Raw genomic sequence first — 15783 nt, 5'->3', positions numbered from 1 at the left:
GATGGTATAGCACTTTAAATTACCGCCGCAACCGCCTTTTGCATAGGTATCAGCGCACATTATTCGTATAATTGTCGAACAGTGCCGCTAAAATTGATTAAGACGTATACAGAAGCATTCCAATGACCGAGAAAGCCCGCAACCGCCTGCTGTCCCTGTTGTGGCTGGCCCTGGCCGGTGCCGCCGCTGGCGCCATGGCATTTTCCAGTATCTACCTGTACCTGAAACCCGGGTTGCCTTCCGTTGAGAGCCTGCGCGATATCCGCCTGCAGACTCCCCTGCGCATTTACTCCCGGGATATGCAGCTGATCGGCGAATTTGGCGAAAAACGCCGCAGCCCCATCACCATTGAGCAGACGCCGGAGATGTTTATCCAGGCGATTCTGGCGGCGGAAGATGACACCTTTTACTCTCACAGCGGCGTATCCATCAAGGGTTTGATGCGCGCATTCCGCCAACTGGTGCAGAGCGGCTCTATCCAGTCCGGCGGCAGCACCCTGACCATGCAGGTGGCACGTAACTTCTTTCTCAGTCGGGAACAGCGCTTTATCCGCAAGTTCAATGAGATTCTGCTGTCACTGCAAATCGAACAGGAACTCAGCAAGGACGAAATTCTCGCCCTTTACATCAACAAAATCTTCCTCGGCAACCGCGCCTACGGCTTCCAGGCGGCCGCCCAGGTCTATTACGGCAAGGACATCAACGAGCTGAACCTGGCCCAGTGGGCGATGATGGCGGGATTGCCCAAGGCCCCCTCCACCTACAACCCCATTGCCAACCCGTCGCGAGCACTGGTGCGTCGCAATTGGATCCTCAAACGCATGCTGGACCTGCGTTACATCGACCAGGATCAATACAAAAACTCCATAACTGCCCCGGTCACTGCCCGCTATCACGGTCGCGACCTGGACCTTAGCGCCCCCTACGTCGCCGAAATGGCGCGAAAAGAGGCGGTCGACCTGTTCGGCGACGCCGCCTACACCGACGGCTACCAGGTCATCACAACCGTGGACAGCAAATTGCAGGATGCCGCCCGCAAAGCACTGCAGGGTGGTCTCGAATCTTACGACAGCCGTCACGGCTATCGCGGCCCCGAGCAGCGACTGGACCCGCAATTGCTGGATGACAACGACCAGCTGGTGGACCTGCTGCAGGAGATTCCGGAGCTCGGCGACCTGGAACCCGCAGTGGTCACTGCCGTGGCGCCGCAGAGCCTCAGTGTGCAGCTGCGCGATCGCCGTGTGATTGAAATCCCCTGGGATCGCGGTCTCAGCAGCCTGCGCCCCTATATTTCTGAAAACGCCCGCGGACCGCGCCTGACCTCCGCCGAAGAAATGTTCGCACCAGGAGACGTCATTCGACTGCGCCATGTGGTGGTCTCCGCCGAACAGGTCGCGAAAGAGCTGGCAGAGAAGCAAAAGCAGGCCGGTGCCGCAGCAGTGGCATCCGCCGCTGAAGCCCTTGCCGATACCGCGATCACGGAAGACCCGTTCGCCACCCCGGAAGGGCTGGAGGAAACAGAAACGGCAGAGCTACCCCAGGCCCGGGAAGAGTGGCACCTGGCCCAGGTCCCCGCTGCCCAGGGCGCCCTGGTGTCGCTGCAACCGGAAGATGGCGCCATTCGCGCTCTTGTGGGAGGCTACGATTTCCGCCAGAGCCACTTCAACCGCGTGACTCAGGCTGCCCGCCAGCCCGGCTCCAGCTTCAAACCGTTCATCTATTCCGCCGCGCTGGAAAAAGGCTACACCGCCGCCAGTATCATCAATGATGCGCCGATCGTGTTTGAACAGACTAACCTGGAAGATGTATGGCGACCGGAAAATGACGGCGGCACCTTCCTCGGGCCGACACGCCTGCGCAAAGCGCTGTATATGTCGCGCAATATGGTCTCCATTCGCCTGCTGCAGTCCCTTGGGCTCGATCGCGCCCTGACCTTCGCGGAAGGGTTTGGTTTTGAGCGCAGCAAGCTGGCGCGCAACCTGTCTATAGCCCTCGGCAGCTCCGCGCTCACCCCGCTGGAGATGGTCCGCGGCTATGCCGCATTTGCCAACGGCGGCTTCCGGGTGGAACCCTACCTGGTGGACCAGGTGCTGGATGTACACGGCGATACCGTCTACCAGGCCCTGCCCCTGACCGTCTGCCGCGACTGCCCGGAAATCGGCGAGGCGCCAACACCGGACGCGGAGCCCATCGATCTCGAGTCCCTGCAGCAACAAACTGCGCAGGCTGCACAAGAGCAGGAGCCCCTGGAGCTGCGCACCCTGCCGGTGGCACCGCTTGAGGCTGACGAACAGGCTCGCCCCAGAGCCCCCCGCGCCATGTCGCCGGAAACTGCCTACATCATGGATTCAATGCTGAAAGACGTGATCAAGCGCGGTACCGGGCGCAAGGCACTGGTCATGAAGCGCGGGGATATTGCCGGTAAGACCGGTACCACTAACGGTCCCCGCGATGCGTGGTTCTCCGGCTACAGCCCCTATCTGGCCACTAGCGCCTGGGTGGGTTTTGATGCCAACACGCCAATTGGCCGCAATGAATATGGTGGCTCGGCGGCACTGCCAATCTGGATCGATTACATGAGCAACGCCCTCGCGGGCTTGCCGGAGCGTCACCTGCCACAACCGGATGGCATAGTGACCATGCGCATCAATCCGCGCACCGGATTGCGCACGTCCAGCGGCGGTATTTTTGAAATCTTCCGCGCTGACCGGGTGCCCGGACGCGAAACCTACAGCAACTACCCGTCGATCTACTCCGATGGCCCGGACACCCCACCTGCCGGCAACGAACAGGCGCAGGAGTCACTGCCGGAAGAGCTCTTCTAACCGCGAATAAAGGGTCTTCGCTTCTCTGACGGATGCGCAGACCCTATACCTAGAATCCCGCACTCCTAAAAAGCCCCCACAAATAAAAACGCCGCTCCGGAAGAAGCGGCGTTTTTTATGGAAGATGGTTTGTGCCGGCCGGCTCATCCGGCCTCTCAAGCTAGCGGCGCTTGCGATAGGCCAGACAAGCCTCTTCCAGTGCACCCAGATCCGGGATTACCGCTGCTTCGCCGGACAGTGCCACATGCATCAACTCTCCCATGGCACATTCACCCTCGCGTCCCGCCAGGTCATCCGGCGTCACCCGCACCAGGCGTGGCGTGCCCTGCAGCACCACGGCAAAAAACGGCAGATCGCCATCGGCATTGCCACTGCTTAGCACCGCGATTCGACAGTTACTACGCAGGATCGGCATCGGATTGCCGCGCAATACTTCAAAGGAAACCAGCGGCAGTCGCAGTTCCCGCCAGTGCAGTTCCCCCATATACCAGTCCGGCGCATCGAACGCAGACACCGGGCTCTGCAGCGCAATAATTTCAGAAAGCGTGTCCACCGGTACCAGTAGCTGCCCATCCGACAGCGGTAACAGAAGACTGCTCACTTCCTGGGGAAGTTCGGTCGTTGGCAGGGCGTCGACTCCGCTCATGCTGTTGCCTCTTCGCCGCTTCTGCGGCCGTCATTTCGTTCGGCGTGGTGCACCGACTGGAAGATGATTACTGACATCAGGCGCCCGCCTCCACCTCGGTGAAATCGTGGATTGCGCCCAGCAATATTTCTTCCTGATAGGGTTTGCCCAGGTAGTGGTTTACGCCCAGAGACAGCGCGTGGTCGCGGTGCTTTTTACCGGTACGGGAAGTAATCATGATGATTGGAATATCCCGCAAGCGGCTGCTGGAGCGAATATTACGCGCCACCTCAAAGCCATCCATACGCGGCATTTCGATATCCAGCAACATCACATCCGGAATCACATCCTGCAGCTGGATAATGGCATCCTGGCCGTCTTTTGCCGTTATTACACGGAAACCTTCCCGCTCCAGGAAGCGCGTGGTTACCTTGCGCACGGTTACCGAGTCATCCACTACCATTACCAGCTTCTGAGCTTCCGGTTCTTCCCGGGCACTAACCTCAGGTGCCTGTTGCAGTAACGGCACTTCCGGTCGCGCCAGCAGTGCCGCCTGTTTTCGCAGCAACGCGTGGGCGTCGAGGATCACCACCACGGTACCGTCACCCGTCACAGTAGCGCCGGACACACCCTGCACCGTGGCAAACTGGGGCCCAAGGCTTTTTACCACAATCTCGCGGCTGCCCATGATGGCGTCGACCTGCAGTGCCATGGCAGTATTTTCCGAGCGCACCAGCAATACCGGCAACTGCATGTCTTCCACGTTCAACCGCGGCTGGGCACTGGACTGCAGCAGGTTGCCGAAATAATTGACCTGGTAGGGCTCGCCGGCGTATTCAAAGCGGGCCTCAGGACTGCGGTAATAGTGCTCCAGCTCAAACGGGCTGAGCCGCACAATACCCTCGATCGTATTCAGTGGCAGCGCGAACAGGTCCTCGCCGACCTTCACCATCAGAGCGCGGTTGACCGATACGGTAAATGGCAGCCGCACCACAAATTCAGTGCCCTGACCCGCCTGCGAGGCGATGGTGACATTGCCACCGATCTGCTTGATCTCGGCAGACACTACGTCCATACCAACGCCGCGCCCGGAAATCTGGGTCACTTTGTCGGCGGTACTGAAGCCCGCCTGCAGAATGAACTGCATAATTTCGTTGTTGGATAGCTCCGCATCCGGACGCATCAGGCCACTTTCGATCGCCTTTTCCCGCACCCGCATCAGGTTGATACCGGCGCCATCGTCACTGATGGTCAGTACCACCTCACTGCCCTCTCGGGCCAGTGCGACAGAGATACGGCCGCGCTCGGCTTTGCCCGCATCAAGACGCTTCTGCGGCGACTCAATACCGTGGTCGACCGCGTTGCGCAGCATATGCTCCAGCGGTGCGACCATCCGCTCCAACATGGATCTGTCCAGCTCACCCTCTACGTTGGAGAATACCAGGTCCACCTGTTTGCTCAGCTCCGCACTGACCTGACGCACGATGCGGCGCAAGCGCGGCACCAGACGCGAGAAAGGCACCATGCGGCTACGCATCAGGCCTTCCTGTAATTCCGTGTTGACCCGAGACTGCTGCAGCAACAGGGTTTCGGTGTCTCGTGCCTTGTGGCCCAGGGTCTGGCGCAATTCCAGCAAATCCGATGTGGATTCCAACAGGGAACGGGACAGTTGCTGGATGGACGAGTAGCGGTCCATTTCCAGCGGATCGAAGTCACCGTCCTGCTCGGCCAGCTGCTCCTGACGGAACAGAATCTGGGCTTCGGTTTCTTTGTCCAGGCGGCGCAGCTGTTCGTTGAGGCGGGACAGAGTGGAATCCATTTCGTCCAGTGCCAGTCCGAACTCGCCCACCTGCTCTTCCAGGCGTCCACGGGAAATCGAGGTCTCACCGGCCAGGTTTACCAGCTCTTCCAGCAGTTCAGAGGCAACCCGCACCATCTCCTGGGGCTGATTGCGGGGCTGACCGCCATCACGATCACCGACATTCTTCGACTTGCGGATGAACGGCAATACATTGCTGGACGCGGCCGGCGCCTGAGGCTGTAGGACAACGCCCTTCTCGATGACCTCAATTTCAGGAGCGGGATCGCCCGTCGAGGCAGCACTTTCCGTTTCCGCCTCATCGGACGCGCCGGACTCGGGAATGGCGGCTGTCGCCTGCTGCTCAGTGGGCTCCAGAACCTCCGCAGTGTCGATGCCATTGTCGGCATGATCGACACTTTCAGACACCTGACCATCTGCCCAGCGGGTTTCCAGTAACGCACAGAAGGCGGGCAGCTCTTCACCACCCATCCAGGCACGCACGGTTTCAACCCCGGCTGCCAGTCGGTCGTAAATGCCATGGGCGTCGGCAAAGAATCCGGCAGAAGGCGAACTACCGCTCTGCATATTCTCAATCACGGTTTCAAAACGGTGCGCCACTTCACCCAGGCCCATCAGCGCCGCCATACGCGCACCACCTTTAAAGGTGTGCAGCACACGCTTGAGCGCTTCTGGCGAAGCCTTGTCTTCTGGTTCCTGCTCCCAGTTCTGAATTAGCTCTTCCAGTTCATCCACCAGATCGCTGGCTTCCTCGAGGAATACTTCCACCACATCCGGGTCGATATCCGCGAGCAACGCGCGCTGGGCTTCGCTGATCTCGTCCGAGGACACAGGCTGTGCTGCTACTGGTTCAGAAGAGAACACAGGAGTGCTGAGATCTTCCTGCCGCTGACTCGCAGCCGCAGGACTTTCCATCGCGACGTCGACGTCGACGTCCAGGAGGATTTCATCTTCGCTGGGCGCGGGCTGTTCCGGCAGGCTCTCGGCTGCATTCTCAACCGCACCCTCAACCGCACCCTCAAAAGCACCACTCGCAATATCGTCGCGATCAGAGTCGGTGCCGGCGAGTTCCGCCTCCAGCCACTCCACGGTGAGCTCGGGCGCATCTTCTTCAGCGTCGGCCTCAAGGATCACCTCAGCCACGGGAGCGGGCACCTCGTCGACCGCTTCCGCCGCCAGCAGATCGTCGAAACTGAGGTCGGCAATATCACTTTCGACCGGTACTACGTCTTCCGCCACCGCAGCGTCGTCGACCAGAGTCAGGTCTTCAGGGGTATCTGCGGCAGTTTCAGCCGTGCTATCGGCATATTCGAATTCGCTGCTGTCGATACCGTATTCAGACAGGTCAAACTCTTCTTCTTCGCCGCTATCGTCGCCCTGTGCCAGATAACGCAGTGCTTCGCCTACGGCATCGCTGACCTGCGGGAGATCCTGGGCCGCGGCCACGGCATCCACCAGGTCGAGCAATTCATTGTGGCCCTGTTCCAACGCCGCCCACAGGGCAGGCTCTTCCTCCAGGTGCCCGTCGATAACCTGGCGATAAACCGCCAGCAACAGCAGTGCCAGTTCCTGCAAGGTGGGCAGCTGTGCCTGACCGGCAGCTTGTTGCAGCACATCCAGCTCTTCCGCCACCGGCAGCAATATGGTCTTGTCACCCGGGTGCTGGCGCCACTGGTTGAGCATTTCATCCGCGTCCAGCAGCACCCGCATGCCGTCGGCCATAATGACCGCCAGCAACTGGGGGTCTACCGCTTTCGGCTCATTGGCCTCGCGCTCGCGGATCAGGTGACCCACGGCACGTTCCTGCAGTTCCGCGACGCGCGCCAGGAACTGTTCACTGCGCTCGACAAACAACGGCTCGCCAGCGTAAATCTGATTCAGTACACCTTTCACATAACTTGCTGCATCGGCGATCAAATCAAAAATATCGCTGTCGATGGCAACCTGATAGGTCCGTAACTCTTTGGCAAAACGCTCCAGCGGCGCCATCAGCTCGGCCACCTGGGTTACCTCCGCCATATGGGCGGAACCTTTCAGGGTATGCAGTGCGCGGTGCAGGGGGTCGGAGGGAATGCCGTAGACGGGAGCGGCGCGCTCCATTTCGCTGAGGAACTCTGCCACGGTTGCCAGATGTGTTTCGGCTTCCTGGGCAAAGATGTCCCACAGCTGGGCGTTGTCGTCCACCTCAAAATCTTCAGACGCTACGGGCTCTGCCACAAAGGCATTTGCCGCGGCAGTCTCACTATCCTGATCACTGGCGGCCGCCACTTGCGCCTGCAGCAGCGCCTCAGGCACTTCGCCATGAGCCAACTGCTTGGCCCAGCCTTCAAGCTCGGCGGTGCGCGCAGGGTCCGGATCGCCGCTGCGGGTGCGGAAGCCGTCAACCATGGATGGCAACTTGGCAACAACCAGCTCGATCAAACGCACATGGGCACGTCCCGGGGATACCGTTTCATCCAGCACCCGGTTGAGCATGTTTTCCACAGCCCACGACAATTCGCCGACTTCCAGCGCTTCCACCATACGGCCCGAGCCTTTCAGGGTATGGAAGCCGCGGCGGAACTCCACCAGCGCATCGCGATCATCAAAATTGGCGGCCCACAGCGGGAAATAATGTCCGATGGTTTCGAGGACTTCGCTGGCCTCTTCTAGGAAGATTTCAACGATCTCATCGTCGATGATACTGGTTTCATCGTCCTCTTCGAGGACCGGCGCGTTGACGGCGGGCGCCTTCGCAGGACCGTCAAAAGGGTCTTCAAAAGAAGCTTCAAAAGGACCATCAACAGAAGCTTCCGCAGATACTTCTACCTCCGGCTCGACCGAAGATTGGTTGCTGCCGGAGTCGGCGGCAAACCAGCTTTCTTCCAGCAGGGACGGCTCGTCCGTATTCTCGCCGGTAATCGACCCTGCGGTGTCTCCCGCGGTGTCTTCCGCAGCGTCTTCTACAGTGTTATCCACAGCCTCTCGCGCTGCTTCTTCAACCAGCGATGCAGACAGGCCGGCCAGCGGGTCTTCGCTCACCGGTGCGGCGGCCGTCTCCCCGGGCTCGTCCGCGAGCACTTCCGGATCCAGGGTAAACTCGAAACTGTCGAGCGCCTGCTCTACCTCAGATTCTGGGCTTTCATCCGCAGACTCGGTTTCTGTGGGTTCGGCTGCCAGGGGCAACTCAAATGACTCAACCGCAGCGACCACATCCGTAGCGGGGCTCAGGATGTCGGCGGAATTGGTATCGACAGGCGCGGTGTCCGCTGCAGGCATTTCACTATTGGCAACGGCGTAGCCCAGAGTGGCCACACTGTCTTCAGCCAAAGCCAGCAGCATGTCCGCATCTTCAATGCCGTCCGCGCGGCGCTCAAGGTAATACTCGACACTGGTTACCGCATCAGCGAGGGTATCCAGAAGCTTCCAGTCCGGTTGATCGCCGGCGTCGATCAGCCGTTCAACAATATAACTTTTGCAGGCGCCGACAATTTCCCCGGCGCGCTGGTAGCCCACCATGTCGAGACCGCCACAAACTTCCTGCAGGCGCTTCGGCACCTGGGAGAGGTGGCCGGCATCCCAGTGGCTGGCAATATATTCGACTACCGCTTCCTTTACCGTTTCCAGCCCGATACGGGCCTCGCGCAGTACCTGATCGGTAGCTTCCCCCATCAGCGGCGATTCGCTGTCGACTTTCTTGTCGCGCTCAGCAGCGGCGGCAAGACCGGAATCCAGCTGCACCAGCTCGGAGGCCGCCTGCATCAGTAATTCATCGGGATCTGCCGCACGGGAGGCGTCCCGCAGGTGCTCGTAAATCTTGCGCGCACGGCTGCGCTGATTCTCAAGGCCGAGCACGCCCAGGGTGTCGGCAATACGCTTGGCAACGATGGAGGTATCGGAAAGCGGCGGGCGCTCAGTGGTGGTGACGCTCGGATCCAGCGCTTCACGGACGCTGGCAAGCTCTTCGCGCAGGGCGGTCACCGCGGTACCCATGGCCTCCGGCCCCATGGCCAGTGCATCTTCGGTATCCGGACGGGGCGTGCCGGGCACTGCCTTGTCGAGGGCGTACTGCTGATACAGCGCGCTGGTGCGCGGCCCATTGGGACCACACAGGTAAACATAAAACAACAGGTTGCGTGTCAGGTCGCGATCGGGACGCAGATCCAGAACACGCGCGCCCTGGCCCTGCAACAGGCGAAATTCCACATCAATCCGGCGCAGTAGCTGACGCAGTGCCGGCAGCACGTTCACGCGGTGATCCGCGATGCCTTCCAGCAAACCCTGCAAGATTTCCCACAGGTGCTGGCGCTGACTGCCGCTGTACAGCAGCCCCATTTTTTCGCTGACTTTATTCAGGTAGGCGAGACTTTCGCCGCTGTTCACATCGCGAATCAGGGAGGCGGCTGCGACGTGATACATCTTGCGCAGCTTGGCCACCAGCTCCTGCAATTTGGCAGGGTTGCCCAGCAGAGGCTGGCGGTTGCCGGTGGCAACATCCAACGGCGACAGATCCGGGGCAAACAGCGCGCCCTCGGTAATCAGGCGCTCGCGGCGCACTGCGCGCAGATCATTCAGCAGCGGCAACAGCAGCACCGCATTGTCGCGGCGCTGGAAAGCAATTTTTTCCAGGTAGAGGGGCAGCTCCAGCAGCGCACGCATGAGGAATTCGCGGGTTTCATCGCTATTTTCCACTTCGCCACTGGCCAGGGCGTGAACCAGCTGCTCCATCTCTTCGGCAAGCATGGCGGCACCGGTCAGCTCTGCCATATGCAGGCTGCCGTGCACCTGGTGAATCAGGTTGAGGCAGTTTTTCAGCAGGCCGGCGGAGTCAGCGGAAGCTTCCAGGCCTGAGGAATCAGAAACAGAAGAATCCGAGGCAAAAGTTTCCAGTTGCTGGCGCGCTTGAGCCAACGTCTCGTTGATTTCGCCTATCAGCCAATCCAGGGCTACAAAATTGGGATTGTCGCGACTCACGCCAAGTCCTCGGTAATTCAGTTTGCTCGCCAAACGACAGCGGCCGGAAAAGCCGCGGCCGGAGGGCTGCTTTACACCCCCGCTACTGGCGCAGCCGGGGTGTCCGCTTTTTTGTCGTTATGGGTATCTGCGGTAAATCAGGCCAGGGCCCGCTCTTCGCGCTCTTCCTGGGAGAGTGCGGCCAGACCGTCTTCCTCAGCGGAGACAGTCTCGTCATCCAGCATCGGGAATTCTTCAGACAGCTCGGCCAGGTCGCCATCGTACAGATCGCTCTCGCCTTCCACTTCGTCTTCGTTCGGCAGTTTGAAGCCGGCAACGGAGTCGCGCAGTGCGGAAGCGGTCTGAGCCAGGTTACCAATCGACTGTGCGGTAGCCTGGGTACCGGCAGAGGTCTGCGAGGTAATTTCCTGAATCACGTTCATCGTGTTGGAGATGTGACCCGCGGACGAGGCCTGCTGGCGTGCCGCGTTGGAGATGTTCTGAATCAAGGATGCGAGGTTGGTGGATACCGTTTCGATCTCTTCCAGGGCAACACCGGCGTCCTGTGCCAGGCGGGCACCTCGCACCACCTCGGTGGTGGTGGATTCCATCGAAACTACCGCTTCGTTGGTGTCCGACTGAATCGCTTTTACCAGGCCTTCGATCTGCTTGGTTGCGGCAGCGGAACGTTCTGCGAGGCGCTGTACCTCGTCCGCAACCACCGCGAAGCCTCGGCCTGCGTCACCAGCCATAGAGGCCTGGATCGCGGCGTTAAGTGCCAGAATGTTGGTCTGGTCGGCAATGTCGTTAATCAGGCTTACGATGTCACCAATCTCCTGGGAAGATTCACCCAGTCGCTTGATTCGCTTGGAGGTGTCCTGAATCTGTTCGCGGATGGTATCCATGCCCTTGATGGTGTTCTGTACCACCTTGGCACCGTTGCTCGCGATCTGTACCGAGCGTTCCGCTACCTGCGCCGATTCGGCGGCGTTCGCAGATACCTGGTCAATGGTCACGGCCATTTCGTTCACCGCCGCGGATGCGCCGGCAATTTCCTGAGCCTGGTGCTCGGAGGCCTCGGCCAGGTGCAGAGCGGTCTGCTGGGTTTCCTGGGACAGCGAGGATACTTCCTGGGCAGCACCGGTGATTCGAGACACCAGTACGCGCAGCTGGTCAATGGTGTAGTTGATGGAGTCCGCAATCGCACCGGTGAAGGCCTCGGTTACCGTGGCAGAGGTGGTCAGGTCACCATCCGCGAGGTCGGCCAGTTCGTCCAGCAGCTGCATAATCGCCTGCTGGTTACGCTCGTTGGTTTCGGTCTCTTCTTTCAGGGTACGGCGGGTACCGGAGAAGGCGGTGATCATCATGCCGAAGATCAACAGTACGAAGACACCGGCAATGATCGCGATGGTCTGGTTGTTGGGCTGACGCTCACCAGACAGGCTCACGATACGGTCGTTTAGGGTAGACAGGGCTTCCAGCAACTGGGGAGAGGATGTGGAGATACCATCGGCTGCCTGGCGGGTGGCAAACAGGGCCGGGGTCGCTTCGAAGATCTCGCGCACCGAGGAGCTTACGAATTCGAACAGCTCGGTAATTTCTTCCAGGGACTCTCGGGCCTCGGTGTCGGTAACGCGTGAAATACCCATCACCACGTCGCCGCCCTTCATGCCCTCAACCACCTTACCGAACAGGCTGGCATCGGTGTTGAACTGGTCCGCCGCGGATTCAGCGTCGTCACCGCCCTGCAGCATCTTATCGATGTTCCGGCCGATACGCTCGGCGCGCCACACCTGCAGCTGAGCCTGCTCCACCTGGTTGGCCGGTGCATTGTTGGCCAGCAGGATTTCCACAATGTTGTTGTGCTCTGCCTGCAGTTCCGGCAGCGAGTCGTTCAGGGTGCTCGCCACATCGTTCAGGAAGATAATGGAATCTTTGTTACCAATAATGGTGTCGGCCTGCTCGCGCAGCTGGCGCCATACCTGGCCGTAAACCGCCAGCTCCTGCTCCAGCGCACGCTTACTGCTCGGGTCCATGCCCTGCAGCTCGTTCCAGGTCGCCGACATTTGGTTGACGGTCTGCTCCAGGTCCGCAAACGCCTGCTCGTCTCCAGCAGTCGCTGCCGGCGCGTAGGATACAACCTGATAGGACAGTGCGCGTAGTTCCGCCACATCCTGCAGGTATTCCTTATCGCGGTCCGCGTGACTCTGCACCAGGTAGATGCTGACAATCAGCCCCGCCAGTGTGGCGAGTACCAGCAAACCCATAAACAGCGCTGCAGGGTTACTGCGCAACGCGGAAAATGAACTCTGCGAGCCTGTTTTCATAATTTACTCCTGACGGACCTGTGCAGCAGGCCAATTCTTGTTATCACCACTTTCGAAGCCAAGCGACTTCGCATCCCGTACCACCCACAGTAAGTGGGCACCCCCAACCGGCCATGGCCGACTATGGTTCGCAAACACTGGCGCCACTAACACCAGGGTTCACAAACACCGGAGCAAGCTCCGCCGTTTACAAGAAGTTTGACGCACAGCGTGCGCTTCCCCTCAGCAGCCCAGCCTAAGCGGACCGCACGCCCGCGCAGCGGGCGCTTCAAAAAACAGAATGCCGCGGCTCAGTGCGCCGCGGCATTCGCAAACTGGAAATCGTTGATCAAGGCCTGAAGGTCAAACACCAGCCAGCGCCCCTGTTGCAGCACGAACTGGCCACTGACCATAGGCGCGAACGGCTCCATCAAGTCCGCAGGAGGCAGCTGACCATACTCCAGCGCCAAATGCTGCATACCGTGAAGCTCGTCAACAATCAGGCCGACGTAAATTTTATCGTGCTCTAGCACCAGCACTCGCCGACGCTGCCGCGGACTGATCAGGTGGCCGCCGAAAAAGGCTGCCATATCAAACAATGGCAGCAGGCGACCACGCACATTGGCCACGCCTCGCACCCATGGCTGAACACCGGGAATGAAGGTGTACTGCGGTACCTCCAACAATTCCACGACATCTTCCATTGGCGCGACAAAGCGGTGTCCCAGAAGAGAAAAGCCGATGCCCGTCCAGTAAGGTTTGATTTCCTGGCGGGCAGGCAGCCCCTGCGCCTGCGCTTTTGCGCGATTGGCAATATCAACCAGCGCGAGATAGGGGGTAAGAGTTGATTGCACGTCGACTCAACGTCGGCCTCAGGCCAACACCTCCTCGATAGTGCCGAGCAATTTGCTCTCATCGACCGGCTTGGTCAGGTAAGCGCGCGCACCCTGGCGCATGCCCCATACGCGGTCGGTATCCTGATCTTTGGTTGTCACGATGACGATGGGGATACCGCTGGTTTCGCCGCCCTTACTGAGCTGGCGGGTAGCCTGAAAACCATTCAGGCCCGGCATGACGATATCCATCAGAATGACATCGGGACGCTGCTCACGAGCAACATCAACGCCATTCTCACCATTGGTGGCGGTCAGCACGGCATGGCCATTTTTTTCAAGAATGGTGGTCAACTTGTGAGTTTCGGTTGGCGAGTCATCGACGATTAGCACTCTGGCCATCTTTTCCCCCGAGATAGTGTTTCCGCTCCGATCATTGCTCTCCGCCGGGCGGCTGTTGTTGGCACAGATCGCACGAGTTTCCACTGTGCGACCACACGCTTTGTTATTTACTGCTGACTTTCGTGAATACCGGGACTTTCATGTCGCACCCCGGCTCTTACTAGAAAAGAGAGCCGGCATAGTCTACGCCATTTTTGCCAAACATTTCACGCGCCAAGTGGGAGACAACTCCCACTAATTTCATCAAGCCGCGTGATGCGGTTTGGCGTGAGCAGAAATTGCACCAAGTAATTCGCTTTTGCTGAAGGGCTTGGTCAAATATTGATCGCACCCAACCACACGCCCCTTGGCCTTGTCGAACAGACCGTCCTTACTGGACAACATGATCACCGGCGTGCTGCGGAATTCGCTGTTGTTCTTGATTAACGCGCAGGTCTGATAGCCATCGAGACGCGGCATCATGATGTCTACAAAAATAATATCCGGACGCGAATCGGCGATTTTTGCCAAAGCGTCGAAGCCATCGGTAGCGGTAACTACAGAACAGCCTGCTTTTTGCAGCAGCGTTTCCGCAGTGCGACGAATGGTTTTACTGTCGTCGATCACCATCACGGTGAGACTTTCCCAGTTGAGTTCCATAGTGTTCCTGAATCCCCTTTTACTTATTTTCAGACGCCGCCTGGAAACGAGTACCGTTTCAGCGCCTTTCTGTGCAACCTCATTACGGGGTCCGACGTGTGTTGCTGACGGTCGCTGAGAGCTACCGAAATTGGTCTCGCCAAGCGCACACAGGTCAGGAGGAAACTTTTATCACAGATACCAGAGTGAATCTAGCGACGACCGGGGCTCGCGACAGGCAATGATCAATTTGTGAGCAAGACCGCACTTCTGCGTCTCCCGGTGAAGATTTTCACCGGCCCGCAACATCCTTGCAGTCACCGCCCACTACTTTTACCTTAGCCACCATTAGCAACTCTCTAGCAACCCTGCCGCCCCCGACCGGGACCGCGGCAATTTCAGATTGATGGATTCGCACATGAGCCAAACTCTCGGCGTGGTCATGGACCCGATTGCCAATATTTCCTTCAAAAAAGACACCACGCTGGCACTACTGCTGGCGGCCCAGCGCGCGGGGTTCAAGCTTCACTATTTCTTGCAGTCCGACCTTTACCTGGACGGCAGCAAGCCCATGGGCAACGGCTCCCCCCTGGAAGTGTTCAACGATGCGGAAAACTGGTTCCAGCTCGGAGAGCGCAATCCGATACACCTCGGTGACCTGGATGTTTTGCTCATGCGCGTCGACCCGCCTTTCGACAATGAGTACATTTATTCCACCTATATCCTGGAAGCGGCCGAGCGCGCCGGCACCCTGGTAGCCAATAAGCCCCAATCCCTGCGCGACTGCAATGAAAAGATATTTGCCACCCACTTCGCCGACTGCTGCCCGCCGCTGATCGTCAGCCGCGACATGCAGCAGTTGCGCGCCTTCCACGCGCAGCATAAGGATGTCATCTTCAAGCCGCTGGATGGCATGGGCGGCACCGGTATCTTTCACGTCAAGCCAGACGGCAGCAACATCGGTGCCATCCTTGAAACCCTTACCGACAACGGCCAGCGCCAGATCATGGGCCAGCGCTACATTCCCGAAATCAAGGAAGGCGACAAGCGCATCCTGATGGTGGATGGCGAACCGGTACCCTACTGCCTAGCGCGTATTCCGCAGGCGGGAGAAACCCGCGGCAACCTGGCCGCCGGCGGCCGCGGTGAAGCGCGCCCGCTGAGTGAACGCGACCTGTGGATCGCGCGCCAAGTGGGCCCGACACTGAAGGAAAAGGGGTTGCTGTTTGTAGGCCTGGATGTGATTGGCGACTACCTGACCGAAGTGAACGTAACCAGCCCCACTTGCGTGCGCGAAATCGACGCCGCCTACGGCACCGACATCGGCGAACTATTGATGCGCGCGATCACAGACCGATTGGGCAAAAAAGGATAAACTGGCGGCTACCGCATTTTGCAGCGTCCGTATGGGACGCTGCAGGTG

At 59.3% G+C, this 15783-nt stretch carries 8 protein-coding genes; 2 read left to right on the top strand and 6 right to left on the bottom strand.

Features of this window, described 5'->3' with window-relative positions; genetic code table 11:
- Nucleotides 1–122 precede the first annotated feature (122 nt).
- Entirely contained in the window at nucleotides 123–2825 is a 2703-nt protein-coding gene (locus M0G74_RS16255; protein WP_248219612.1) for a penicillin-binding protein 1A, read from the top strand.
- A 160-nt stretch (nucleotides 2826–2985) separates the two neighbouring features.
- On the opposite strand, the gene M0G74_RS16250 is transcribed toward M0G74_RS16255, so the two are convergent.
- The 6 genes from M0G74_RS16250 to pilG form a co-directional block, all read right to left on the bottom strand.
- A complete protein-coding gene (locus M0G74_RS16250) occupies nucleotides 2986–3471 on the bottom strand; it encodes a chemotaxis protein CheW (RefSeq protein ID WP_248219610.1) in 486 nt (161 codons plus the stop codon).
- A gap of 76 nt (nucleotides 3472–3547) precedes the next feature.
- On the bottom strand, nucleotides 3548–10222 hold the full coding sequence (locus M0G74_RS16245; protein WP_248219607.1) for an Hpt domain-containing protein: 6675 nt from the start codon (nucleotides 10220–10222) through the stop codon (nucleotides 3548–3550).
- 137 nt (nucleotides 10223–10359) lie between these two features.
- The gene (locus M0G74_RS16240) at nucleotides 10360–12528 is read right to left on the bottom strand and encodes a methyl-accepting chemotaxis protein (RefSeq protein ID WP_160151698.1); all 2169 of its coding nucleotides are present in this window, start codon (nucleotides 12526–12528) and stop codon (nucleotides 10360–10362) included.
- A 290-nt stretch (nucleotides 12529–12818) separates the two neighbouring features.
- Nucleotides 12819–13361 (bottom strand): chemotaxis protein CheW, encoded by a 543-nt coding sequence (locus M0G74_RS16235; protein WP_248219604.1) that lies wholly within the window; start codon nucleotides 13359–13361, stop codon nucleotides 12819–12821.
- An 18-nt stretch (nucleotides 13362–13379) separates the two neighbouring features.
- Nucleotides 13380–13742 (bottom strand): twitching motility response regulator PilH, encoded by a 363-nt coding sequence (pilH, locus tag M0G74_RS16230; RefSeq protein ID WP_160151700.1) that lies wholly within the window; start codon nucleotides 13740–13742, stop codon nucleotides 13380–13382.
- A gap of 243 nt (nucleotides 13743–13985) precedes the next feature.
- Nucleotides 13986–14381 (bottom strand): twitching motility response regulator PilG, encoded by a 396-nt coding sequence (gene pilG, locus M0G74_RS16225; RefSeq protein ID WP_160151701.1) that lies wholly within the window; start codon nucleotides 14379–14381, stop codon nucleotides 13986–13988.
- Between the two features lie 397 nt (nucleotides 14382–14778).
- On the opposite strand from pilG, the gene gshB reads away from it, so the two are divergent.
- Nucleotides 14779–15735, top strand: coding sequence for a glutathione synthase (gene gshB / locus M0G74_RS16220; RefSeq protein WP_160151702.1), 957 nt, complete (start codon nucleotides 14779–14781; stop codon nucleotides 15733–15735).
- Nucleotides 15736–15783: the final 48 nt, after the last annotated feature.

This window comes from Microbulbifer sp. CAU 1566 (assembly GCF_023156515.1).
Lineage (GTDB): Bacteria > Pseudomonadota > Gammaproteobacteria > Pseudomonadales > Cellvibrionaceae > Microbulbifer.
This window is presented reverse-complemented; position numbering and strand designations above follow the sequence as displayed.